The organism is Amycolatopsis sp. N2S4-7 (assembly GCF_058119595.1).
In genome coordinates this window covers 7840351-7865032 of sequence record NZ_CP172299.1, presented here as the reverse complement: position 1 = coordinate 7865032, position 24682 = coordinate 7840351, and the positions used below count along the sequence as shown (strand labels likewise).

Sequence of the window (24682 nt, the reverse complement as noted above, 5' to 3'; positions counted from 1 at the left end):
CGTACTCGCGCGGGCGTGCTCCCCGATCGGGTGATCAGCTCCCCCAGGTGGTCGGCGTTTCGGAAAGCCGGAAGTCCAGGGTGCCGCCGGTGCGGAGGAAGGACGCGTCGAGCTTCCAGTCCCGCTGCGGCCGGCCACCGCGGCGGACGTCCTGGACGTACTTGCCGCTGCCGGACGCCGTGATCCGGATCGGCGCGCCGGTCGCCGGCCGGACGACCGCGCTCGGGAACAGCGGGCTCGACAGCAGCAGCTCGCCGGATCCCGGCGTCCGCGGGTAGAGGCCGAGCGCGGCGAAGACGTACCAGGCGGACATCGTGCCGAGGTTGTCGTTGCCGGGCAGGCCGGACGGCCCGGTGCCGTAGACGGAGTTCACCAGCTGCCGCACGGTTTCCTGCGTCTTCCAGGGCTGACCGAGCTCGTTGTACAGCCACGGCGCGTGGATGCCGGGCTCGTTGGTGGGGTCGTACTTCAGCGGGCCGCCGCCCTTGAGCTGCCAGTTCCCGTTCGCGTCGTGGAAGAAGCCGTCGAGCCGCGTGACGGCGTTCGCCTTGCCGCCCATGGCTTCCGCCAGCCCGGAGACGTCCTGCGGGACCATCCAGGTGTAGGCCGCCGCGCTGCCCTGGGCGAAACCGCGGTCGCTCGCCGGGTCGAACGGCGTCACCCAGCCGCCGTCGAGGTTGCGGGCCTGCGCGTAGCCGGTGGCGGGGTTGAAGACGTTGCGCCAGTAGGCGCCCCGGGCCCCCAGCTCGGCGGCTTCCCTCGGCCGGCCCAGCTGCTGGGCCCACTGGCCGAGCGAGAAGTCCGCGACGGAGTCTTCGAGCGTCTCGGCGGCGCCGCCCCAGCAGTGGCAGACGTCGTTCGGCGCGTAGTGCGAGGCCAGGTACTGCGCGAGGTTCGGCCGCTGGCCGACGCACTGGCCGGGGCAGCCGCCGTCCTGCAGGCCTTCCGGCCGCGGCACGGTCGCCTGCTTGTACAGCGACTCGAACGCGCCGCGGTAGTCGAAGTTGCGGACGCCCATGGCGTAGAACGTCGCCAGCGTCGCCGCCGACGGGTCGCCGGTCATGACGTGCGTCGCGCCGTTGACGTGCACCCAGCGGTCCCAGACGCCGTCGTTCTGGCGGGCGTAGTTGAAGAGGGACTGCGCGAAGTTCCCGGCGACGCGCGGTTCCAGCAACGCCAGCAGCTGCACCTGCGCGCGGTACTGGTCCCAGCCGGAGAAGTTGCCGTACTGCGCGTCCTGCCCGCGTTCGACGCGGTGGACCTGCCGGTCCATGCCGAGGTACCGGCCGTCGACGTCGCTGACGAGGTTGGGTTGCTGCAGGCTGTGGTAGAGCGCGGTGGTGAAGGCGATCCGCTGGTTCGCCGTGCCGCCGCCGACGTCGACCCGGCCCAGCTCGGTGTTCCAGGCCCGCTTCGTCCTCTCGGCGATGCTGTCCACAGTGGACTTGCCGGGCTGCTCGGCGCGCAGGTTGCGTTCGGCGCCTTCGAGGGAGACGTACGAGATCGCGATCCGCAGGGTGACCTTGCTGCCGGGCGCGAACGTGACGTAGCCACCGGAACCGCGTCCGGCGCGGTCCTTGCCGGTCGCGTAGCCTTCGCCGCCGGTCTGGTCGAGGCCGCCGGGCTGCAGCGTCGCGTCCTTCCACGTCCCGGTGCCGGTGAAGGCCTGGTCGAACCGGGCGGTGAAGTACAGGCGGTAGTAGGACTTGCGGTTGTTGACCCCGCCGTTCGCGCGGCGGCCGCAGAACGCGCCGGTGAGCACGGACCCGGTGATCCGCTGGTTGGCGGGGTCGATGTGGGTTTCGGCGTCCTCGCTGCCGTTGAGGGAGTTCGACGTCCGGAAGAGGAGGCTGGCGGGCTTGCCTTCGGGGTATTTCAGGGTGCCGATCGCGGTCCGTTCGGTGGCGGCCACGTCGGTCGTGACGCCGTTCTGCAGGCCGAGCCGGTACCGGCCGGGTGTCGCGGCTTCGTCGGCGTGGCTGAAGTTGCTCGCGTAGACGGCGTCGGTGGTGTCGGCGGTCGGCGAGGAGGTGACGTCGCCGGCGAACGGCAGGATCGGCACGTCCCCCGCGGCACCGGGGTTGCAGCCGGCGCCGTTGACGTGGGTGAGGCTGAGGCCGCGGATCCGGGTCGTGTCGTACTGGTACCCGTTGGCGGCCCCGGTCGACGTCTGGTCGCCGCGGGTGCTGGTCGGGCTCCAGGCGAGCATGCCGAAGGGCGCGGTCGCGCCGGGATAGGTGTTGCCGTCCCCGGCGGAGCCGATCAGCGGATCGACGAAGTCGGCAGGACTGAGGTCAGCGGCGGCTGACATCGTTGTCAAGCCGGAGGCGAGGAGGGCGGCGGCCAGTGCCACCGTGACGGGACGGCGCATGCGCGGGAGATTAGCCCGCTTTGGTGGCTTTCCGGCGAACTCGAGGTGGACAAGCTCCCGGACACCCGATCGAGCCGAGGCGACGGCCGACGTGGGTACCGTCGAGACCCTCGACGAACGGGGAACCGATGATCGCACGCACCTGGCGGGGCTGGGCGCCCGCCGCGACGGCCGACGACTACCAGCGGCACTACGAAACCGAAGTGGCGGAGCGCCTGCGGGACCTGCCCGGCTTCCGGGGTGCCCGGTTGCTGCGCCGGGCGGACGGCGAGGAGGTCGAGTTCACCTCGATCACGTTCTTCACCGACCTCGACGCCGTACGCGGCTTCGCCGGCGACAGCTACGAAGAGGCCGTCGTCGAAGAGGACGCCCGGCGTGCGCTGAGCCGCTGGGACCACCGCGTCGACCACGCCGACGTCGCCGTCGCGCTATGACGAACGGGCCGTCCCCGGCTGGGAACGGCCCGTTCGACCAACGCGGCTTTATTCGTAGATCTCGCCCTTGGCGGCCTTCTCCACGAGCGACTGCGGCGGCTCGAAGTGGTCGCCGTACCGGGCGGCCAGTTCGCGGGCCCGGTCGACGAAGCCCTGCAGGCCACCCTCGTACTGGTTGATGTACTGGATGACACCGCCGGTCCACGCCGGGAAACCGATGCCGAAGATCGAGCCGATGTTGGCGTCGGCCACCGACGTCAGCACGCCCTCGTCGAAGCACTTCACCGTCTCGAGCGCCTCGGCGAAGAGCATCCGCTCCTTGAGGTCCTCGAACGGGACCTCGGCCGAGCCGGACTTGAACGCGTCGCGCAGGCCCGGCCAGAGGCCGGTGCGCTTGCCGTCCGGGCCGTACTCGTAGAAGCCCGCGCCCGTGGAACGGCCCTTGCGGTCGAACTCCTCGACCATCCGGTCGATCACGGCCTCGGACGCGTGCGACTTCCACGTGCCACCGGCGGCCTCGACGGCCTCCTTCGACTCCTGCCGGATCTTGCGCGGCAGGGTCAGCGTCAGCTCGTCCATCAGCTGCAGCGGCGGCGCGGGGTAGCCCGCCTGCGCGCCGGCCTGCTCGATCGACGCCGGCTCGACGCCCTCACCCAGCGCGGCGACGGCCTCGTTGATGAACGTGCCGATCACCCGCGAGGTGAAGAAGCCGCGGCTGTCGTTGACGACGATCGGGGTCTTCTTGATCTGCAGCGTGTAGTCGAAGACCTTGGCCAGCGTGGCCGGCGACGTCTTCTCGCCGCAGATGATCTCGACCAGCGGCATCTTGTCCACCGGCGAGAAGAAGTGGATCCCGATGAAGTCCTCGGTGCGCTGCACGCCCTCGGCGAGGGTGGTGATCGGCAGGGTCGAGGTGTTGGAGCCCAGCACCGCGTCGGCGTTGACGATGTTCTCGATCTCGCCGAACACCTTGTGCTTCAGCTCGACGCTCTCGAACACGGCCTCGATGACGAAGTCGACGCCCGCGAAGTCGGCCGGGTCGGCGGTCGGCTTGATCTTCGCCAGCAGCGCGTCCGACTTCTCCTGCGTGGTCTTGCCGCGCGAGAGGGCCTTCTCCTCGATCTTGACCGCGTAGCCCTTGCCCTTCTCGGCCGCCTCCAGCGAGACGTCCTTGAGGACGACGTCGATGCCGGCCTTCGCCGACACGTACGCGATCGCGGCGCCCATCATGCCCGCGCCGAGCACACCGACCTTCTTGGCCGTGTACTTCTCGAAGCCGTCCGGCCGCGAGCCGCCGGAGTTGATGGTCTGCAGGTCGAAGAAGAACGCCTTCGTCATGTTCTTCGAGACCTGGCCGGTGGCGAGGTGGATGAAGTAGCGCGTCTCGATGGTGATCGCGGTGTCGAAGTCGACCTGCGCGCCCTCGATCGCGGCAGCCAGGATCGCCCGCGGCGCCGGCATGTTCGCGCCCTTGATCTGCTTGCGCAGGTTGGCCGGGAACGCCGGGAGGTTGGCCGCGAAGCTCGGGTTCGACGGGGTGCCGCCGGGGATCTTGTAGCCCTTGACGTCCCACGGCTGGACGCCGCCCTCGGGGTTCGCCTTGATCCACGCCTTCGCGGCGGGGACGAGCTCCTCGACCGAGCCGACGAGCTCGTGCACGAGGCCGAGCTCGAGCGCCTTGGCCGGGCGGTGCCGCTGGCCCTGCAGGAGGACGTTCAGCAGCGCGCTCTGGATGCCGAGCAGACGGACGGTGCGGACCACGCCACCGCCGCCGGGCAGCAGGCCCAGCGTCACCTCGGGGAGGCCGATCTGGCTGCCCTTGACGTCGGCGGCGATGCGGTGGTGCGTCGCCAGCGCGATCTCGAGGCCACCGCCGAGCGCGGCGCCGTTGATCGCCGCGACAACCGGCTTGCCGAGCTGCTCGATGCGGCGCATCTGCCCCTTCATCAGGGTGCTGCCCTCGGTCAGCTCGACCGCGTTCTCCGGCTTCGCCTGGATCAGGTCGTTCAGGTCACCACCGGCGAAGAAGGTCTTCTTCGCGGACGTGATCACCACGCCGGTGATGTTGTCCTTCTCCGCCTCGAGGCGGTCGACCGTGACGCCGAGCGACTCGCGAAAGGCGGCGTTCATCGTGTTCGCCGACTGGTTCGGGTCGTCCAGGGTCAGGGTGACGATGCCGTCTTCGTCCTGCTCCCAGCGGATGGTCTTGCTCTCAGCCATTAGGTCCTCACACCCGCTCGATGATGGTCGCGACGCCCATGCCGCCGCCGATGCACAAGGTCACCAGGGCGCGGCGCGCCTGGCGGCGTTCGAGCTCGTCGACCACGGTGCCGACCAGCATCGCGCCGGTGGCGCCGAGCGGGTGGCCCATGGCGATCGCGCCGCCGTTGACGTTGACCTTCTCCTCGTCGAGGTGCAGGTCCTTGATCCACTTGAGCACGACGGACGCGAACGCCTCGTTGAGCTCCCACAGGTCGATGTCCTCGGGCTTGAGGCCCGCGGTCTTCAGGACCTTCTCGGTGGCCGGGGTCGGGCCGGTGAGCATGATCGTCGGCTCGGAGCCGATCGACGCGGTCGCCACGATCCGGGCGCGCGGCGTCAGCCCGAAGGTCTTGCCGATCTGCTCGGAGCCGACGAGCACCAGCGCGGCGCCGTCGACGATGCCGGAGGAGTTGCCGCCGGTGTGGACGTGGTTGATCTTCTCGACCGAGTGGTACTTCTGCAGCGCGACGGCGTCGAAGCCGCCCAGCTCGCCGATGCCGGCGAAGGCGGGCTTGAGCTTGCCGAGGCCCTCGATGGTGGAGCCGGGACGGCGGTGCTCGTCGTGGTCCAGCACGGTCACGCCGTTGATGTCCTTGACCGGGACGACCGACTTGGCGAAGTAGCCTCCGGACCAGGCCGCCTCGGCGCGGTCCTGCGAGCGGACGGCCCAGCGGTCGACGTCCTCGCGGGAGAAGCCCTCGATGGTCGCGATCAGGTCGGCGCCGGTGCCCTGCGGGACGATGTAGTTGTCGTACGCCGTGGCCGGGTCCATGAACAGCGCGCCGCCGTCGGAGCCCATCGGCACGCGCGACATCGACTCGACGCCGCCGGCGATGATCAGGTTGTCCCAGCCGGAGCGGATCTTCTGCGCGGCGGTGTTGGTGGCCTCGAGGCCGGAGGCGCAGAAGCGGTTGAGCTGCACGCCCGCGACCGTGTCCGGCAGGCCCGCGTTCAGCGCGGCGGTGCGCGCGATGACCGCGCCCTGCTCGCCGACCGGGGAGACGACGCCGAGCACGATGTCGTCGATCACGGCGGGGTCGAGGTTCGGGTGGCGGACCTTCAGTTCGTTGATCAGGCCGACCACCAGGTCGACCGGCTTGGTGCCGTGCAGGGCACCGCCCTTGTTCTTGCCGCGAGGCGTGCGGATCGCCTCGTAGATGTAGGCCTCGCTACTCACAGAACAACTCCTCGCGAGCGGGTGGGACGTCTTCGTGCCTAGCCGTATCGCAGCCGATGATACCGGCCAGTAGGGCTAATGGCCATTAACATATCGCTGGATAACCCCATGGTGTCAATGGGTTGCAGGTGTGCCGTTAGCCGCTATCGTTCACTCACCATGACCGACGTTGAGCGCGGTACGCGCCCCCGCGACCGCAAGGCCCAGCTGGCCGCGGTGGCGGCGGAGCTGTTCCGCGCCCGCGGCTTCCCCGGCGTCGGCATCAAGGACATCGCGGACGCGGCGGGCGTCACCGGCCCGGCGCTGTACCGGCACTTCGCGGACAAGCAGGCGATCCTGGCGTACGTCGTCCTGAGCGGCTTCGAGGACCTGGAGGCGGCGACGGCGGAGGCGCTGTCGGACTCGGTTCCTGCGCCTGACCAGCTTCAATCCCTCCTCGGCCGGCTCGCGACGCAGGCCGTCGAACGCCGTGAGATCGCGGCGCTGTGGCGCTGGGAAGGGCGTCATCTGCCCAAGGAGGACCAGCGCGAAATCGCCCGCCGCTCGACGCTGGCGCTGACGACGTGGGCGAAGGCGCTCCAGGTCCGCCGTCCCGACCTCCCCGCCGAGGACGCGGAGCTGCTCTGCTGGGCGGCGCTGTCGGTGTTCGGCAGCGTGTCGGTGCACCACACGTCCGTGGCCCGCCGGCGCTTCGCCCAGCTGCTCGTGGAACTGGCGCTGGATGTGCTCAACGCCACACTCCCGTCCCCGCCGTCCACACCCCCGTCACCGGTGGCGGGCTTGGGCACACCATCCCGCCGAGAGCAGGTCCTGGCGGCGGCGACAGGGCTGTTCGCCCAGCGAGGCTTCCACGACGTGAGCATGGAGGACATCGGCGCGGCGGCGGGCATAGCGGGCCCGAGCGTCTACCGCCACTTCCCGAGCAAGGCAGCATTGATGGTGGCGATCGGCCACCGAGCGGCGGACCGCCTGGCCCTCGCGGCCGAGCGCGCCCTGCAGACGTCCGACGAGCGCTCGGCCCTGCGCCGCCTGGCCGAGTCGTACGTGCACACGATCCTGCACACACCGGAGCTGCTGGTCTCGTTCTCGGCGGACCGCGTGACCATGCCGGACCGCGACAAGGCAGACCTCCTGCGAGTACAGCGCGACTACGTGGCGCAGTGGGTGACATTGCTTTCGACGGTGCGTCCATCGCTACCGCCGCGCGAAGCAAAGATCACGATCCACGCGGCCCTGACGATCGCGAACGACCTGGCCCGAACCCGCCGCCTGGCCGGCCGTCCCCACTTCGCGGCAGAACTGACAACCCTGCTGCACACAGTCCTGGGTGTCGCGGACTAACACCGGGCCGACGTCACGTGCGCCGCCGCACCGCCGGAACCGGTCCGGGCGGTGCGCCGATCACTACTACAGCGGCATCGGGTCGATGTCGCAGTCCGCCCGGACGCCGTGCGTCGCCGACACCGTGTCCGGGTGGTTTTCCCCGAGCACCAGCCCGTACCGCGTCACCACGTCGTCGTACAGCGCGTCCGCCTCCGCGGTTTCGCCCAGGGCCCGCAGATCCAGCGAACGGTTGAGCTGCACGGCCAGCGTCGTCGGGTGGTCTTGGCCCAGGACACGACGAGAGCGGTCGAGCAGGTCGGCGTCCAGCTCCGCCGCCTCCGCCAGCCGGTCCAGTGCGAAGAGGTCGCTCGCCAAGTCGATCCCGCTCACGATCGTGTGCGGATGGTCTTCGCCGAGCTTCTCGCGGAATCGCTCCCAGCAGCGTTCGTCGAGAGCACGAGCGCTGGCCGGGTCGCCACCGAGCCGCAGCGTCACGCCGAGGTCCAGCGCCGCCGAGAGCGTGTGCGGATGACTTTCCCCGAGGGTCTCCCGGTGGAGGTCGAAAACTTCTTCGCCGAGCGCGCGGGCCTCGGCGAACCTCCGCACGCGGCGGAGGTCGACGGAATGCGCCAGTGCGCAAGCCATCGCGTCCGGGTGTTTGTCGCCGTAGCGGATTCGGAACCTGCGCAGTGCGTCGCCCGAGAATTCCAGCGCCACGTCGTGGTCACCGTTCTTGCGGCACGCGACCGACTGGAGGTGGCGACGGCGGAGTGTGCCGACGCTGTCTTCACCGTAAAGCTGCTGAGCCCGCCCCGCGATGCTCTCCATTTCGAGGCAGGCCCACGGGTAGCGCCCGAGTTCGCGCCTCGCGAGCACGAGCAGTACCTGCGTGCCGATCGTGTGGACGTTGTCGAAGCCGAAGACCTCGACGCGGCGGCGGAAAGTTGCCTCCGCCAGGTCGCGAGCTGTCCCGTAATCGCCGACCAGGAGCAGCGCGGCGATGAACTCGTGCGCGGCGGCCAGGGTGACCGGGTCCTCGTCACCGAACAGGCCGCGGGCCTTGACGTAGATCTCCTCGTTCAGCCGCCGAGCCTCGAAGAAGTCACCGCGCGCCTTGAAAACCAGAACGTACGTGAGCTGAGCGTTCAAGGTTTCTTCGCTCTCCGGACCGAGCGCTTCGGTGTAGCTGTCCAGCGTGCGCCTCGCGACGTCGTCGGCTTCGCTGTATCGCCCGACCGCCCAGTAGAAGAACGCGAGCCGCTCCGAAGCGGCGAGTTCCAGCAGCGGCGGATCTTCGACGAGTTCCTCTCCCCGTGCCTCACGCTCCTGCCGGCCGGTCGCCCACGCCTTGACCGCCCGCTCGGCGAGCGCGACCGCGCCCTGGTGGTCGCCCCAGTGGTAAAGGAACTTCAACAGGTTGAGCACCAGCTGACGAACCCACCGATCGGTGCACTCGGTCAGCTCGGCGTCGTAGATGTGCGGCAGGATCTCCTGATACCGCGGCCAGCTCCCCGGCGATGTCGGATTGTTCGGGTCGCGTTGCGCCAGCAGCGAGTGCGCGCCGTGCCGCATCTCCCGGCCGTGCTGTTCGCTCATCCGGTTGCGCAGGACCAGCTGGACCAGGCGGTGCAGAAGCAAGGTGTCGGTCCGGTAGTCGATCTTCGCCAGGCCGTAGCGGTTGATGTCGCGGATCGCGCGGCCGAACCGCATGGGGTCGCGCAAGGCCACGTCGAGTTCGGGAGCGACGGAAACACCGTGCACACCGGTGAACAGGCTCCGTGAAATCGGCTCGGGTGCGAAGAAGGCACAGACCTGGAGGAGCTGATGAGCGGCGGGGTTGCGGGAACTGAGCTCGTCGAAGGAGACGTTCCACGCCGCGGCGACGGACACTTCGTAGTCGCGCGGTGCTGAGGTGTCGAGGATTTCGGCGACCTTCTCGTCGAACAGCCGCAGGTACTCCCGCGCCGGCATGCCGGTCTCAGCCAGCCAAGCGGCCGCTTGGTCGATCCCCAGCGGGAGATCACCGAGCCTCTCGGCGATCAGGTCGGCCTCGGCGTCGGCCAGCTGGGGTCCGCGCGCGCCGAGCAGTTTTTTGCTCTCCTCACGCTGGAAAACGGTGACCTCGAGCGGCCGCGCGATGCCGGCCCAGCCGGGGTTGCGGGAGGTGACGAGGATCTGGCCGTGTCCACTCATGGGGAAGAACGGCCGAACCGCGTCCGGGTCCTCGGCCGAGTCGAAGACCAGCAGCCAGCGCCGGAACGGCCGGTCAAGCCGCAGCGCCTCCAGGACTACGGGCACTGCGGTGATGGCTTCGTCGGCGGCCGGTAGCCGCAGGCGCTGGGCGAGTTCGGTGAGTGACCGGCGGATCGACGTGGGGTGGGTGGCCTCGACCCACCAAACGATGTCGTAGTCACCCAGGTGCCGGTAGATGTATTCGACCGCCGTCTGCGTCTTGCCGATACCACCCATTCCGTGCAATGCCGCGGGCAGGACGGCGGTCACGCCCGAACCCAGCCGCTCGCCCAATTGATCGAGCAGTTCACGCCTTCCGGTGAAATTCGGATTTTTGGGTGGAACGTTTCCCCAGACTGGTGGCCCTTCATCACTGGGACGGCGTTCGTTGCGGCTGGTCACGTGGGCGATCTCCCGGACAATCCTCGTGTGCACATCCGAGTTCGCCCCGCTCATCAGCGAGGAAACTTCGGTGGTCCCGGTTTCGGGGTGGACGGTGGAGGCATGTTCGCTCGAGGAACCCATCGGCTCGAGTTCCTGCGACATTCTGTCACTCACCGCCGGTGATGATAGTGGATAGATCGTCGAGTTGATCGGTGCCCGCGATTTTACTCTCCAAGCGATCCGCAGGGACAAATATGGCCCGGACAATGCGCGCATCACGTCGTGCTCCAGGTCGATCGCCGCATCTGCTGCAGAGGGAAGCCCGCTATCCGGAGTGACATCAGGAGTCGTCGGTGTGGCCCGCGCCTTGGCTTGACTGTGCTCGAGCCGAGATCATACGCCGGACACAAGCACCGCCGGAGGAAGGCCGACGGGAACTCGCGCTCACCGTTACTGGTGATGATGACGACTGAGAACGCCGGACCGCGGACCCCTCTGTGCTCGATTTCGGCTGTGCAGCAGGGATCCACGGTGAACACCCGGCTCGGTCCGAGCGGCGCGGAGCCACCGCGGTCCCGGCGGCGCGGGTCACCCGAACCGGTACCGCCTCCGAGATACCTGGTGATCGGCTTCACCAAGAGGAGCCGCCGGTTCGGATCATCCCACAACACCACCAGGTCCGTGACTGCGTCATCGTCCGGCGATGACGGACTTCGAGGGCGTCCGACGCGGACCGCCTTGCGAGCGCGGGAAATCATCCGGCCCGCTCGCTGCTTTCAGCGAGCCAGGCTAACACTTCGCGGACGACTTCCGAAGAGTCGACGGGCGATGACCGGCAAGGTCGTCTTGGCCCGGATCGTGCGACCGGCGATACGCCCGGCACCATCATCAGCCATTGCTCGTCGCTCGACATCGTGGTGAGCGGGAGCCGATCGCCACCCTCGCCGCGTCGGCGGAGTCCGCGGCAGCACGAGCCCGGCGCCCACACCGCGAGACGAGCGAGAGGAGCGACTCGCTCCCAGGCCTGGCCGATCCCGGATCACGCGCCCGGCCGACCGCACGTTCTTCAGGCGACGAGCTCGACGAACATCAGTAGCGGCGCCGGCTCACCAGGACCGGCGTTGAGGGCCCGCAAGATCGGCGAAGGCTTCCGGGACGACCTCGTGCGCATGGCCGACAGAAGCGAGCGCACGAACCTCCGCGCGCTCCTTCCACCTCGTCCACCAGGGGTCACTCCGCCCGGCACCGTCACCGTACAAGCACGTCGCGTCATTTCCGGATCCACAGCCGGGCCGGAATACATTCACCGCTCGGCGTAATTTTGTCACGGTTTCGTGTCATCCGTGGGCACTACTTCGTTCCGTGACATCGGGCACGACGCTGCGGAGTCGTCCAGTCCGTGAAAACGCGAAAAATCTCCGGTCGTCCAGAGTAGGCTGTCGTTCGCAGCCACCCCCGAATGGGTGAGGGAGGTGGGCATGCTAGCTTACGCGCGCCTCCAAACGGTTCTCGATGAGAGAGGGGAAATCGCGATGCGATCGCCGGGCGGCAAGAGGCGACCGGGGATCGAATCCGAGCTCCTGGACCTCAGTGCCATGCCGCTGTCCGAACTGCGGAATCTCGACTCCGCGCTCTTGCGTCGATCAGTGCGTCACGCCGTCGAGCGAACGGCGTACATCCCGATCACGGCGAGCGGGAGTCAAGGCGCGAAACGGGTCGACTGAGCGGCTTCCGGAAGGGTTGACCGTGCCCACCTCAAGCAATGCCACACGCGAATCGCTCCTGCACACCCTGCCGTGGGCGGAGTTCGACCTCGCGGCCCGGTCCGAAGGCGGCCCGGACCCGGTCCTGCGGCTGCGGACCGCGGAACGGAGCCGACGCTTGCTCCTGCTCCGCAACATCATCGACGAAGTGGCCGAGAACCCGGAGCGGCAAGGTCCGCTGGCTTCTCCGGAGACGGCGTGGAACCTGCTGGTCCTGGCCCAGGAGACCGACGCGCGAGCGCTCGACGACGTGCTCACCCACCCCTACACGGGCAGCTGGGCCGGCTACACCACCCGCCTGCTCCGGCAGGACGTCGCCTGCGACCGGCCCCTCTGGGTCCATATCGGACACATCCACGCCCTGGCGGCCGCGGCGGCGGCTCGGGCCGGCATCGAAACCTTCCACGTCCGGGTACCGGTGTGGCGTGGGATCGTCGCCCTGCCGACGCTCGGCATCGCCCACCTCGACGACGTGCCCGACAGTGCCACGGCGGAGGTCCGCGGGGTGGCCGGCCGGGTCGAGATCACCGCATGCGGCCGGACCGTCGTGGTTCCGCCCGACCCGTCGGCCGACGAACCCGGCTGGCAGGGGATCCGCACCGTTGAACTGGGTGCCGGCCCACGACGGCTGGCCATCCGCATCGACGACGTCGACCCGTACCGCGGGCTCCACGGTCCGCGGGCTCCCTACCGGCTCGGCCCGGAAGACCTGCGCATCTGGTGCGACGCGCTCGACCAGGCCTGGGAGCTGATCGTCCGGCTGATGCCGGACTTCGCTGAAGCCCTGCCCGCCGGCCTCGACACGATCGTGCCGGACCCGCCGTTCCCGTTCCGCCTGCCGAGCGCGTCGAGCGGGGAGGCCTTCGGGGGTGCGGTGATCTGCCGCCCCGAGGATCCGGCCACCCTCGCCGCGGCTTTGGTGCACGAGTTCCAGCACATCCGGCTCGGCGGTCTCCTGCAACTCCTGCCGCTCCACTCGAACGACCGGACGGAACGGCTCTACGCGCCGTGGCGAGACGACCCCAGGCCGCTCGGTGGCGTGATACACGGCGTGTACGCGTTCTTCGCGGTCACGGAGTTCTACCGCGCGCTCAGCCGCAGCAGACCGGACGACGAACTGGCCGCCTTCGAATTCGCCCACTGGCGTTACCAGGTGGGGCGGACCTTCGAGGCGATCCGCGGGGACGGCGCCCTGACGGAAGCGGGACAGCGGTTCCTTGCCCACATGGCCGACCGCATCGAAGCTTGGCAGGACGACGAGGTCCACGAGGTCGCCGCGCACTGGTCGGCCCTGCTGGCCGCCGACCACTACGCTGGCTGGCGGCTCCGCCACCTCCGCCCGGATCCCGAGACGGTTGGCCGGATCGTCGGCGCCTGGCTGGGCGGAGCCCCCGCCCCTCGCACCGATTCCGCGACCACGGAGCTGGTCACCGAACCGGACGGCACGTGGACCGAAGCGCGGTCGGACCTGCTGCGAGTCCGGCTCGCTGAAGACGGCGAACGCCGTGCCCGGGACGCTTGGCCGAAGGTCTCTGGCGCTTCGGAAGCGGATTTCGCGCTGGTGGACGGCCGCGGCGAGGCCGCTCTCGACGGGTACCGGGCCGAACTGCTCAGCGATCCGGACGCGCCCCGCGCCCTGGTCGGGCTGGGTCTCGCCCTCCGGGTGACCGGCGACGCGGCCACGGCGGCCGTCGTGCTCGACCGGCCCGAACTGGTCCGCGCGGTGCACCGGGGAATTCGGAAACGGGCGACTCCCGCCCCCGCTCCCGAAGAAGTCGCCCGCTGGCTAGCCGGCACCGGCCGATGATCCGTTACAGCGGGGTCGGGTCGATGTCGCACACCGCCCGCACCCCCTGCTCGGCGGCCACCGTCATCGGGTGGTCCCCGCGGAGCACCCGCCGGTAACGGGCCACGACGTCCTGCTGTTGCGCGGCGGCTTCTCGTTCCCGACCGACCCAGCGCAGGTCCAGAGCCCGGTTGAGCTGGGCCGCCAGGGTGATCGGATGGTCCTCGCCCAGGGCGCGGCGGGCGCGTGCCAGGCTTTCGGTGTCACGCACCAGCAGCCGCTCGGCTGTCAGCCGGGGTGGGCCGAGAGCAGCCTCGTCGTCCGCGAGGTCGATCGACGCGGCGATGGTGTGCGGATGGTCGGCGCCGAGGATCCTGCGCAGGTTGCGGAAGGCTTCGTCGTCCCGTTTCCGCGCCGCCGCGAAGTCGCCCAGCAGCCGGAGCGTCACGCCGAGGTCGATCTCCGACACCAGGGTGTGGGGATGCCGGCCGCCGAGACTGGTCCGGTAGAGGTCGACCGCCTGCTGCCCCAGCGCCCTGGCCGCCTCGAGCTCCCCGGCGTACCGGAGATCGATCGAATGCGCCAGCGCGCAGGGCAGCGTGCTCGGATGGCTGAGCCCGTAGCGGGACCGGAAGCGCTCCAGGGTGCTCTTGGAGAGCGTCAACGCAGCCGCGTGCTGGCCGTCCTTCCGCAACGCCACCGCCAGGTGGTACTCCCGCCGGACAACCCCGGCGTTGTCGTCGCGGAAGAGGCGCCGGACCCGTTCCACGATCTTCTGCAGTTCCAGCCGTGCGAGGGCGTAGTCGCCGATTTCACGCCGGCAGATCGCCAGGATGTTGAGTGTGCTGATGGTGGCCGCGTTGTCCGGGCCCAGAATGTCCGCGCACCGGGCGTACGTGTCCTCCCCGATTCGCCGTGCCTCCTCGTATTCGCCGGTGAGGAGCAGGGACACGACCAGGTCGTGCGCGGCGGTCAGGGTCTTGGGTTCGTTGCTGCCGAGGATCGCGACGGCTTCGTGGTACGTCGCGAGGTTGAGCTTGCGCGCACCGGCGAAGTCCCCGCGAGCCTTCAGCACCACGGCCACCGACAGCTGGGCGTTCAAGGTCTGTTCCGACCGCTGCCCGGCGGTCTCTTTCTCCTGGTAGAGCCGAAGAGTGCGGTTGTTGATCGCCTCGGCTTCTTCGTACCGGCCGAGCACCCACAGGAAGAAGCCGAGCCGCTCGGAAGCCTCGAGCGTCAACGGGTCGGCTTCCCCGAAGCGCTCCGTCCACGCGCCGGCCACGCGCTGGGCGAGCAGGGTCGCACCGGTGTGATCACCCCAGAAGTACAGAAACTTCATCAGGTTGATGACGAGCTCCCGCACCCAGTCGTCATCGCAGTCGATGAGGTCCGCGGCGTAGATGTGCGGGAGCACGGTGTGGTACTGGGGCCACAGGCGGGCCGAGGCCGGGTCGCCCGGATCGCGGTTCGCGAGCAGCAGGTGAGCGCCGTGCCGGACGTCCCGGCGGTGTGATTCGCTCATGCGATTGCGGAGCACCAGCTGGACCAGCCAGTGCAGCTGCAGGGTGTCGGACCGGTGGTCGACCTTGGCCAGCCCCCAGCGGTTGATGTCCCGCAGGGCCTGGTCGAGCTGGGTGGGGTCGCGCATGGCGGCGTCGAGCTCCGGTGCGATGGACAGCCTCCGGACCCCGGCGAAGATGCTGCGGGAGATCGGTTCCGGGGCGAAGAACGCGCACACCTGCAGCAGCTGGTGCGCGGCGCGGTTGCGGGTCCCGAGCTCGTCGAACGACACGTTCCACGCGGCGGCGATCGGCACTTCGTATTCGGTCGGGGTCGACGTGGCGAGGATTTCCTCCGCCTTGTCGTCGAACCTGCGCAGGTACTCGTCCACCGGCATGGCGATTTCCGTCCGCAGCGCGGCGGCTTGGGCGAGCGCCAGGGGCAGGTCGCCCAGCCGTGCCGCCAGCCGGTCGGCCTGCTCCGCGTGCAACTGCCGGTCGTGCAAGCTCAGCAGTTCCGTGCTTTCCGCGCGGGTGAAGGGCCCCACCTCGAGGAGCCGTGGAAAAACGCCGGGCCACTCGGGATTCCTCGTCGTCACCACGATCTCGCCCGGCCCTTCGGCGGGGAGAAACGGCAGCGCCGCCTCGGGTTCGTCCGCCGAGTCGAACACGAGCAGCCACCGGCGATACGGTTCACCCGATCGCAGGGCTTCGAGCACGGCGGGCACCGCGGTGACCGCCTCGGCGGCGCCGGGCAGCCGGAGCTGCCGGGCCAGCTCGGTCAGGGACGCCCGGATCTGGGTCTCCTGCGCGGCACTGACCCACCACACCACGTCGTACCGGTCCAGGTGCCGGTAGACGTACTCCGTCGCCATCTGGGTCTTGCCGAGCCCCCCGGTGCCGTGGAGCACCGCGCGGCCGCCGTCGCGGAGACTGTCGGCCAGTACCTCGAGCAGCCGGTGCCGTCCGGTGAAGTCCGGGTTCCGGGCGGGCACGGCACCCCAGACCGTCGGCGCGTCGGTGGTGAACTGGCGGACCCGCTGCAGGGAGTCCGCCGCCTCTTCGTGGACATCGGCGACGAGGTTCTCGGCAGAGGACGCGGGCGGGACGCCTTCACCGGCCGCCGGCTCGCTCGGCACAGCCAGCTCGGACTCCCAGCGCAGCAGGCGATCCGCGCGTCCGGCGTACGGACCCGACAGCGCCCGCATCACGGCGCGTTCGAGCGCCACTCCCGAGACGAGGTCGGCGTCCGCTTCGGGCAGGGGCGCGCGATCCGGGTCGTCCAGTGCCTCGGCGACCCGGAGCAGCACCGGGTGGCGGTCGCCGAACCGCCGGGTGGTGGTGACGACGACCCGTGCCGTGTCCGACCGCCGGCCGGCAGCCAGCAGCGCCTCCCGCACGGGGAGCGGGAATTCGTAGACGATGTCGTCCCAGTCCTGGCCGGCCTCGGCGAAGGGCGGCACGTCGAGCAGGCCGCTGCCGAACACCTCCGCGAGGTCGGCGGTGTTCGCCTCGGGGACGAGTTCGGTCTGGACGAACCGCGCGATCGGCAGGCTCACCGGCACGGCCGCCAGCAAGGTGGCCAGCCGGAAGGCCGACGGTGAAGCGACGCCGTGGAAGTGCCTGACGCGGTCCCAGGCGGACAACACCGGTCCGTGCAGTTCGTCCCACGGTTCAGGGGGCTGGGGCTGCGTCCGCGCCAGCATGACGACCGCCTGCATCGGGTCCGGCTGTGCCCGGCCGATCATCCGCACCCACCAGGAAAGCCAGCGCGGGTCCAGCTCCACGACCGGGATCGGCACGGCGCCGGCGCCGGCGGTCTTGGGATCCTCCCCCGTCAGCCAGGAATCGGGCAGTTCGAGCCCGTACCGGCGGTTCGGCCGGAACGGCCCCGGCGTCGTCAGCCTGGCCTGGTGCAGCTGTGGCCCGGCCCGGCCCCAGAGCCGTTGCGGCAGCACCTGGACGACGGCCACCGGCATGGTCCGCCCCCACTGGGCCAGCAGCGGCGAAACCAGGTCCTCCCGCCAGGATTCCCCCATCCCGTCGGTCAGCACGAGCATCAGGCGGTGCCCGGACGGATCGAGCAGCTCCGCAGGCTGGCGTTCCGGCGCACCCGGCGTGCCGCCCCGCAGCACCGGCCCGGACACGCCTTCGCCAGTCCGCTTGTCCGTCTCCAACAGCCGGACCTGGATGGCGCGAAACGCGCCGAGCTGCCGGAGGAGGGTGAGGAAGGCCGCGACGGTGGGCTGCCACAGCGCCATGGACGGGCTCGAGTCGACCACGACGGTCAGGTCGAGCCCGCGGACCATGGCGGGTTTGGTCTGAGGCAGCCAGAGCTTGTCCTCCGCCGCCTGCTCCGCGGTCAGGCCCTCGTCGAGTACCGCGTCTTCTTCGGAGCGCGAAGGACGTACCTGTTTCAGCGGGCGGAGCGCCCGGGTGATCGCGGCCGCCTCCGGCAGGAACCGCGACGGTCCTTGGGCCCCTGCCGCACCGCCGGCCGCCAGGATCTCCGCGCTCTTCACCAACGCCGTGACGAGGCGCTCGGGGCCTCGGCCGAGCGGCGGCACCGTGGGCCCGGCCGGTTCCTCCGGTGGTTCCGGCCCTCTGTGGTCCGGGTCTTCCAGGTCGTCCGGTTCCTCGGGTGCCTCGAATTCGGGGTGCGCGCGCGGTGCGGAATCGCCGATCGCCATGGCGAGCCAGACCGCGTCGCCCACTTCGCTCCAGCTCAGTTTGGAGACCGGGGGGACCTCGGGTGGCTCCGCCGGCACGTCAGGAAACCAGCGAGCTCAGTTGCCGCCACAGCGCGTCGACCAACCTCGGCCAGGACGCGTCGTCTTCGCGGTAGGCACCGGACGTGGCGAGGTAGACGGCCTCCAGCAGCTTGTCGACCGGCAGCCCGCCGAACGCTTCACTGCGGCTGACGAACTGCTCGATGATCCGCGACCGGTGCTCGTCGGCCGGGTCGAGCATGTGGGCGGCGACCATCGCGGCCAGCTGGCCCGCGTCCGGGTCCTTGGTTTCGTAGCGCAGGCACCGGCGGAGGAAGGCGGGCGGAAAATCCCGTTCGCCGTTGCTGGTGATCACGATGATCGGGAAGGCGTAGCACCGGACGCGGCCACCGATGATCTCCGCGGTGGAGTCGGGATCCGCGGTGAACACCTCGACCACCGGCGTCCGCCGCGCCATCCGGACCAGCTCGGGGATCTCGAACGCGCCGTCTTCGAAGACACTCAGCAAGTCGTTGGGCAGATCGGCTTCGGACTTGTCCAGCTCGTCGATGAGCAGTACGCGGGGACGCCGGCGGGGCAGGAATGCGGTGCCCAACTCGCCGAGCCGGACGAAGTCGCCGATCGGGGGCTCCGCCACTTCACCGGACTCCGCACCGGCCGCGGCCGATCGGGCACCGGCCGCCTGGGCACGGCCGATCGCGTCGTAACCGTACTGGCCCGTCTTCACCGTGGTGTGCGAAGTGATCGGCCATTGGAGCACCCGGCCCAGCTTGAGCTCACGAGCGATCCGGAACGCCAGGCTGGACTTCCCGCTGCCGGGCCGTCCGGTCACGAGCAAGGGCCGGCGCAGGAAGAGCGCCGCGTTGACCATGTCGACCTCGTGGATGTCGGCCCGTGGCACCGATTCGGTGCTGGCCGCACCCAGCCGTCGCTTCATCTCCCCGTCGTCGGGCGGTACCGGAACCTCGTCGAGGAGTGGCCCTCCGTCGAACTTCCGCCACGGTGGTGGTGGCGGGAGTTCGATGTCCCGCCCGGGATCCGGAACGCCGGTACCGCGGTAGATCCACCAGTCCGGCGGCGTCTCAGGAGGCCCGGCCCCGCTCATCGATACCCCCTGGAGGCGGACCGGGCCGGAACGGCGGGCTGTCGAGGAAAACGAGTCGCGCCGGATCGTCCCAGAGGATGACGAGATTGCGCACCACACCCAGATCCATCGGAATGGTCATTTTCCGGAATGCGGCACGCCGTGATTTCTGCACCCGGACGGGAAGATCGCTGAGACCACCGCCTTCGACGAGCCACGTGACCACCTCTCGCAAGAGATCCAGCGAAGCCTCGGGGTGCCATAGTAATACCGGAAGCCCGGATCGCAATCCCGCGGCGAGTTCGTCTTCGCCCGGACGCGGCCGCAGTGGCGGTGCTGCCGCGAGAACCATGACGCCCCATTGGTCCTCGCTCAATATCGCGTCGAGCCGGTGCCGTTCCCCGGTGTCTTCCGCCGAGCAGAAATACACCCGTTCGGCCGAGGGATCGGCCATCATCGCTTCCCACCGCATTCGCCAAGACCGATGCCATTGGGGCGAACGCATCCGTTCCAGGGACCGCAGGACGATCGGATAATCGAGGAACAGTGGCCGTGGGTCACCGGTTTCGTGTTCCTTGCACCAGAGGTGCACCGGCAGGTTCAGCAGTGACCTCGGCAGGACGAACTCGAGCGCGACTTCGCCGCGGTACTCCGCCCACGCCTTTTCGGCCTCGACGACGAGGGTGTCGACGTGGTGTTCCAGCTGATCACCCGCCACCGTTTCGAGACCGCCACGGGCCGGCGGCCATTCTTCGGGATCGTCCTGACGCCAGAAGGAAACCAGGTGCCGTCCGGGATCGATGCCGTCGGGCTGGACGACGATCATCAAGTGCAGCCGTGACCGGGTGGGGGACTCCGGCTGTGGTTCCGCTCGCAGTTCCCGCAAACCCGCCTCGGCCTGCAGGCGGCGCGCCTGCACCGCGTTCCAGGCCCGCAGTTCGCCGGCCAGTCCCTGGGCACATTTCGCGGCGATGAACTCGACGAACGCCAGCGCCGGGGGCAGGCCGCTCGCCGGGGTATTGAAATCCGAGAGAGCACAAAAGGCGTCCCACGCGTCACGGACTTCGGACGGCGGCTCGCCCGGGCCGACCGCCCGGCGGACCGACGCGCTCAACCGCGGCGGGACGAGCCCGGACAACATCGAGCGCAGCCACATCAGTTCCGTGTCCGGCAAGAGGTCGTGCATCCGCGGCTGGTGCACCAACCGCCGCACCTGGTCCGACTCCGGTGAATCCGGGCGCATCATCCGGACGGCGTCGGCCAGCGCGTTCATCCCGCCGCCCGCTTTGGCGCAGGCGTTGACGACTTCGATCAGGTGGTCGCGGCCGGTCACCTGTTCCGGAATCGTCAGCGGAAATCCGAGGTTGTCGTGGATCAGGTCGAGCAACAGCGCGCGACCGGCTGGGTCGACGGCCAGGCCGGCTGCGGCGAGGACGTTCACGATCGCTTCCCTGACCGCGATCGTGGTGCCCGGCCAGGGACGGAACTCGCGTCCGGGCCCGTACACCCGCTCACCGGCCGACACCTGACGAACCACCTCCCCCGGGCTCGCGCGAGGCTCGGGAACCGTGAGTTTACCGATCAGGCTCAGCCGGGAAAGGGCAAAAGCTGGACAAGCCTCAGTGTGGCCGCCCGTTCGACCAGCCACCGATGATCGCGTCCAGGTTGTCGACCTGCGGCGATTCCGGTTCGATCATCCTGATGGCCTCCAGCAGGGCGGCGAGCCCGCCGGTGAAGCGCACGCACGTCCGCACCAAGGCGATCACGTGGAGGCGGTCTTCGGCGTGATACGGGACGACATCGGCGATTTCGCGGCGCGGGAAGATCTCCAGGAGGAGCCGGCGGCTTTCGGCCTTGCGCACGCACGGGATGGCGAGCAGCGCGTCCACCAACGCGAGCATTGTCTCTTTCGGCTGGGCCGGCGCATTTTGCAGCGCGAAACCGTTGGTGACCGCGCCCAGCAGGCGCAACCACGCTTCGGTCTTCGTTTCCTTCTCCTCGACCCGGATCCGCCGATACGCGGCCGCGTCGGCGGCCGGATCCGCGCACACCACGTCCTGGTAGAACGTCGTCGAAACGATCAAGGCCAGCGCCGCGCCCGATTCTCTCAGCGACTTCTTCGCCTCTGCCGCGTTCAGCAAGCGGAACGCGTAACTGTTCGCATCGCTGACCGTCCCATGGCTGCCCTGGTAGACCTCGCCGGCGTGGAGGGCCACCCGCAGGTGGACGTTCGCCTCCGTGGCGTGCTCCGCGTTGTAGCGGCGCAGCTCCGCCAGCATCCGGTCGGGCAGCTCGGCCACCAGGTCCGCCTTCGCCACCTCGGGTGGCAGGTGGATCATCGCGCCGTCGCCGGTGTTCTCCATGAAGAGGGCGTCCCACGGGACGCCGACGTCCGCGAACGCCGAGCGCATGAGGTTCCAGAACCCCTCGTGGACGACGAGCCGGTGGGCCATCGTGCGCTTCGGGTCGTTGTAGCCGGCGATGTCCACCGCCATGACCGTCCTGTGGTGCGCAGAAGGATGCGAATGCACGGCCCACCTCCCCACGTCCCGTCGCTCATTGTCCCAGACACATGCACGCTCGGCCATGTTCGCGCAGGGCGTTACGGGGAAACCGGACCCTCTTGTCCTTGTTTCGTCCATAATTCGGCGTGCCCACGACACGCCTGCACCTGGTGAGCGCGGAGGAAGACCACCGCGTCTCGACCATCGAGCTGTTCTTCGACCTGGTCTTCGTCTACGCCATCACCCAGACCACCCAGCTGATGGCCGACCACCTGAGCCCCACCGGGGTGGGGCAGGGGCTGGCCATGCTCGCCGTCCTGTGGTGGTGCTGGTGCAGTTATGCCTGGCTCGGGAACACGATCCACGTCGACCACGGGATCGCGCGGCTCGCGATGTTCGGGGCCATGGCCGTGATGTTCCTCGTGTCGCTCACCATCCCCGAAGCCTTCGTCGACCACCCCGGCGGGCTGTTCGCGCCCGTGTTGTTCGTCGTCTGCTACGCGCTCGTGCGGCTGCTGCACCTGGTCGCCTACCTGGGCGCGGCGAAACACGATCCCGGGCTGCGGCGCGTGCTGCTGCGGATGTTCGTCGGGCTGCTGCCCAGCGTCGTCCTGCTCGGCGCCGCCGCGTTCCTGAGCGGGCCGTGGCAGCTGGGGTTGTGGGTCGTGGCGTTGGGCATCGATTACCTCAACGTCTACTTCACCGGGCCCGAGGGCTGGCGGCTCAACGCACCCGCGCACTTCGCCGAGCGGTTCGGGCTCATCGTGATCATCGCGCTCGGCGAGTCGATCGTCGCGATCGGCATCGGGATCGGGGCGCTGCCGATGTCGTGGCTGATCGCGGGCGGCGCCGTGTGCGGGCTGGCGCTGGCCGCCGGGATGTGGTGGACCTACTTCGACGTCGTCGCGCGCGTGTCCGAGCACCGGCTGACCCGGGCGACCGGGATCGAACGCGCGAAGCTCGCCACCGACTCCTACACCTTCCTGCACCTGCCGCTGATCGCCGGGATCGTGCTCGTCGCCCTCGGGCTGAAGAAGGCCTTCCTCTACATCGCCGACACCGAGCACCACACCCCCGGCGAAGCACTCCACGGCGTCCCGATCTGGACGCTCACCGGCGGCCTCGCGCTCTACCTCATCGCGCTGAGCGCCCTGCGCAAGCGCAACCTCGGCAGCTGGAACCACCAGCGCCTGGTCGTCGGCGTGCTCCTGGTCGCGGCGACGCCGTTGCTGGAGCACGTGCCCGCCGCGGCGCTGCTCCTGGTCGTCGCCGGGCTCGTGCTCGGGCTCATCGCGTTCGAACGGCTCCGCTTCGCCGAGTGGCGCAAGCAGGTCCACAAGCAGCACTCATAGCAACCCCGGCCCGACGACCGACAGCAGCTGGAGCTTCTCGGCGTCCTCGGTGCCGGGTGTCGCGGTGAACACCAGCAGCACCTGCGCGAGGTCGTCGGTGAAGAGCGCCTGGCAGTCCAGCGCGATCTCGCCGAAGCTCGGGTGCACGATCGTCTTGCGGCGCTCGGACGGCACCGCGACCTCGTGCGCCTCCCACAGCTGAGCGAACCCGGCGCTCTCCGCCACCAGCCGCCGCGCCAGGTCAGCGGCCCGTGGGTCGCTGCCCGAAGACGCCCGCAGGCTCGCCACCAGGAAGCGGGCGTGACGCGGGCGGTCGGACGCGGGGTAGATCAGCTGCTCCGCGGGATCGGTGAACCACCGGTACACGGCACTGCGCGCGGGCCCGGTGTGGGCGGTCTCGTCCCCGAGCAGGGCCTGCGCCGGCCGGTTCTGCACGAGCGTCTCGCCGAGGTTCGACATCACCTGGGCGGGCGTGTCGTGCAGCCGGTCCAGCACGCGCATCAACGGCGGGCTGACGTGGTCCGCGCGTGAAACGCGGGTCGGCGCGGTGTGCCCGGCCAGCCGGAACAGGTGGTCGCGCTCGTCCAGGGTGAGCCGCAGCCCGCGGGCGATCGCGGCCAGCATCTGCTCCGACGGCCGCGGCCCGCGCCGCTGCTCCAGCCGGGTGTAGTAGTCGGTGGACATCCCCGACAGCGTCGCGACCTCCTCGCGGCGCAGCCCGGGCGCGCGGCGGCGCTGCCCGGGCGGCAGGCCGACGTCGTCCGGGCGCAGGGCCTCGCGGCGGCGGCGGAGGAAGTCGGCGAGCTCGGTGCGGTCCACCTCGTCGATTATCGGCGCCACCGGCGGCGGTGCCAGGGATCGCCGATCCCCCGATCGGCGCGCTCTGCCACGGCCCGCGCACCGCCGCGACGCTGGGCGCATGACCACTTACCTCATCACCGGGGCCGGCGGCGGCCTCGGCGCCACCACCGCCCGCGAACTCGCCGCCACCGGCGCCCGGGTCGTTCTCGCCGTGCGCGACCCAGCCCGCGTCACGCCTCCGCCGGGGGACACCGAAGTGCGGCGCCTCGACCTCGCCGACCTCGCCTCGGTGCGCGAGTTCGCGGCCGGCTGGTCCGGCGACCTCGACGTCCTGATCAACAACGCCGGCGTGATGGCGGTCCCGTACGCGAAGACCGCCGACGGCTTCGAGACGCACATGGCCGTCAACCACTTCGGCCCGTTCCTGCTGACCACCCTGCTGCTGCCGCACGTCACCGGCCGGGTCGTGACGGTCGCGTCCGGGCTCGCCCGCCTCGGCAAGGTCCGGCTCGACAACCTGAACTGGGACCGCCGCCGCTACTCGCCGCTGTTCGCGTACTGCCAGTCGAAGCTGGCGAACCTGCTGTTCACGCACGAACTCCAGCGGCGGCTCACGACGGCCGGGCGGGACGTGCTCGCCGTCGCCGCGCACCCCGGCGTCGCCCGGACGGGCCTGGACCGGCACTTCGGCCCGTCGATGCTCCCCGTGAAAGCGCTCTATCCGGTCATCGCGCAGAAGAAGGCCGAGTACGGCGCGCTGCCGATCCTGTTCGCCGCGACCGAAGACGTCCCGGGCGACGCCTACGTCGGCCCGGGCGACCGCTCGGGCGGCCGTCCGAAGCTCGAACGACGCCGGACGGACGACGACCTCGCCCGGGAGCTCTGGACGCTCTCGGCCCGGCTGACTCACTCGTAAGGGAACCCACACTGGCGCCGAGGCGGATCCCACGTTAACCTACTCGCGAGTAGGTAACGGGATGG

Annotated in this window: 14 protein-coding genes; 5 read left to right on the top strand and 9 right to left on the bottom strand. The window is 69.8% G+C overall.

Annotated elements, in window-relative coordinates; translation table 11 throughout:
* Nucleotides 1–34: 34 nt before the first annotated feature.
* A complete protein-coding gene (locus ACH54P_RS37300) occupies nucleotides 35–2371 on the bottom strand; it encodes a GH92 family glycosyl hydrolase (RefSeq protein WP_489907986.1) in 2337 nt (778 codons plus the stop codon).
* A 128-nt stretch (nucleotides 2372–2499) separates the two neighbouring features.
* On the opposite strand from ACH54P_RS37300, the gene ACH54P_RS37295 reads away from it, so the two are divergent.
* Complete coding sequence (locus ACH54P_RS37295) at nucleotides 2500–2805, top strand: antibiotic biosynthesis monooxygenase family protein (protein ID WP_489907985.1); 306 nt, start codon at nucleotides 2500–2502, stop codon at nucleotides 2803–2805.
* A gap of 48 nt (nucleotides 2806–2853) precedes the next feature.
* Here ACH54P_RS37295 and ACH54P_RS37290 read toward each other — a convergent pair whose 3' ends face one another.
* A complete protein-coding gene (locus ACH54P_RS37290; protein WP_489907984.1) occupies nucleotides 2854–5025 on the bottom strand; it encodes a 3-hydroxyacyl-CoA dehydrogenase NAD-binding domain-containing protein in 2172 nt (723 codons plus the stop codon).
* Nucleotides 5026–5032: 7 nt separating this feature from the next.
* The gene (locus ACH54P_RS37285; protein ID WP_489907983.1) at nucleotides 5033–6244 is read right to left on the bottom strand and encodes an acetyl-CoA C-acetyltransferase; all 1212 of its coding nucleotides are present in this window, start codon (nucleotides 6242–6244) and stop codon (nucleotides 5033–5035) included.
* Between the two features lie 159 nt (nucleotides 6245–6403).
* Here ACH54P_RS37285 and ACH54P_RS37280 point away from each other — a divergent pair, with 159 nt between their 5' ends.
* A complete protein-coding gene (locus ACH54P_RS37280) occupies nucleotides 6404–7585 on the top strand; it encodes a TetR/AcrR family transcriptional regulator (RefSeq protein WP_489907982.1) in 1182 nt (393 codons plus the stop codon).
* 66 nt (nucleotides 7586–7651) lie between these two features.
* On the opposite strand, the gene fxsT (ACH54P_RS37275) is transcribed toward ACH54P_RS37280, so the two are convergent.
* Nucleotides 7652–10357 (bottom strand): FxSxx-COOH system tetratricopeptide repeat protein, encoded by a 2706-nt coding sequence (gene fxsT / locus ACH54P_RS37275; protein WP_489907981.1) that lies wholly within the window; start codon nucleotides 10355–10357, stop codon nucleotides 7652–7654.
* 1572 nt (nucleotides 10358–11929) lie between these two features.
* On the opposite strand from fxsT (ACH54P_RS37275), the gene ACH54P_RS37270 reads away from it, so the two are divergent.
* Nucleotides 11930–13753 carry an HEXXH motif domain-containing protein gene (locus tag ACH54P_RS37270; RefSeq protein WP_489907980.1) on the top strand — a complete coding sequence of 608 codons (1824 nt, stop codon included), beginning with the start codon at nucleotides 11930–11932 and terminating at the stop codon, nucleotides 13751–13753.
* 4 nt (nucleotides 13754–13757) lie between these two features.
* On the opposite strand, the gene fxsT (ACH54P_RS37265) is transcribed toward ACH54P_RS37270, so the two are convergent.
* From fxsT (ACH54P_RS37265) to ACH54P_RS37250, 4 genes are all read right to left on the bottom strand, one after another.
* Nucleotides 13758–17945 carry an FxSxx-COOH system tetratricopeptide repeat protein gene (fxsT, locus tag ACH54P_RS37265; RefSeq protein ID WP_489907979.1) on the bottom strand — a complete coding sequence of 1396 codons (4188 nt, stop codon included), beginning with the start codon at nucleotides 17943–17945 and terminating at the stop codon, nucleotides 13758–13760.
* A 55-nt stretch (nucleotides 17946–18000) separates the two neighbouring features.
* Nucleotides 18001–19065, bottom strand: coding sequence for an AAA family ATPase (locus ACH54P_RS37260; RefSeq protein WP_489907978.1), 1065 nt, complete (start codon nucleotides 19063–19065; stop codon nucleotides 18001–18003).
* Complete coding sequence (locus ACH54P_RS37255) at nucleotides 19043–20569, bottom strand: VMAP-C domain-containing protein (protein ID WP_489907977.1); 1527 nt, start codon at nucleotides 20567–20569, stop codon at nucleotides 19043–19045. The genes ACH54P_RS37260 and ACH54P_RS37255 overlap by 23 nt, the downstream gene beginning before the upstream one ends.
* Nucleotides 20570–20663: 94 nt before the next feature.
* A complete protein-coding gene (locus tag ACH54P_RS37250) occupies nucleotides 20664–21632 on the bottom strand; it encodes an effector-associated domain 2-containing protein (RefSeq protein WP_489907976.1) in 969 nt (322 codons plus the stop codon).
* A 62-nt stretch (nucleotides 21633–21694) separates the two neighbouring features.
* Between ACH54P_RS37250 and ACH54P_RS37245 the strand changes: the two genes are divergently transcribed.
* Complete coding sequence (locus tag ACH54P_RS37245; protein ID WP_489907975.1) at nucleotides 21695–22900, top strand: low temperature requirement protein A; 1206 nt, start codon at nucleotides 21695–21697, stop codon at nucleotides 22898–22900.
* Here ACH54P_RS37245 and ACH54P_RS37240 read toward each other — a convergent pair.
* Nucleotides 22895–23719: a helix-turn-helix transcriptional regulator gene (locus tag ACH54P_RS37240; RefSeq protein ID WP_489907974.1), complete on the bottom strand. Its 825-nt coding sequence runs from the start codon at nucleotides 23717–23719 to the stop codon at nucleotides 22895–22897. The genes ACH54P_RS37245 and ACH54P_RS37240 overlap by 6 nt on opposite strands.
* A 100-nt stretch (nucleotides 23720–23819) precedes the next feature.
* On the opposite strand from ACH54P_RS37240, the gene ACH54P_RS37235 reads away from it, so the two are divergent.
* On the top strand, nucleotides 23820–24617 hold the full coding sequence (locus tag ACH54P_RS37235; RefSeq protein ID WP_489907973.1) for an SDR family NAD(P)-dependent oxidoreductase: 798 nt from the start codon (nucleotides 23820–23822) through the stop codon (nucleotides 24615–24617).
* The last annotated feature ends 65 nt before the right edge of the window (nucleotides 24618–24682 follow it).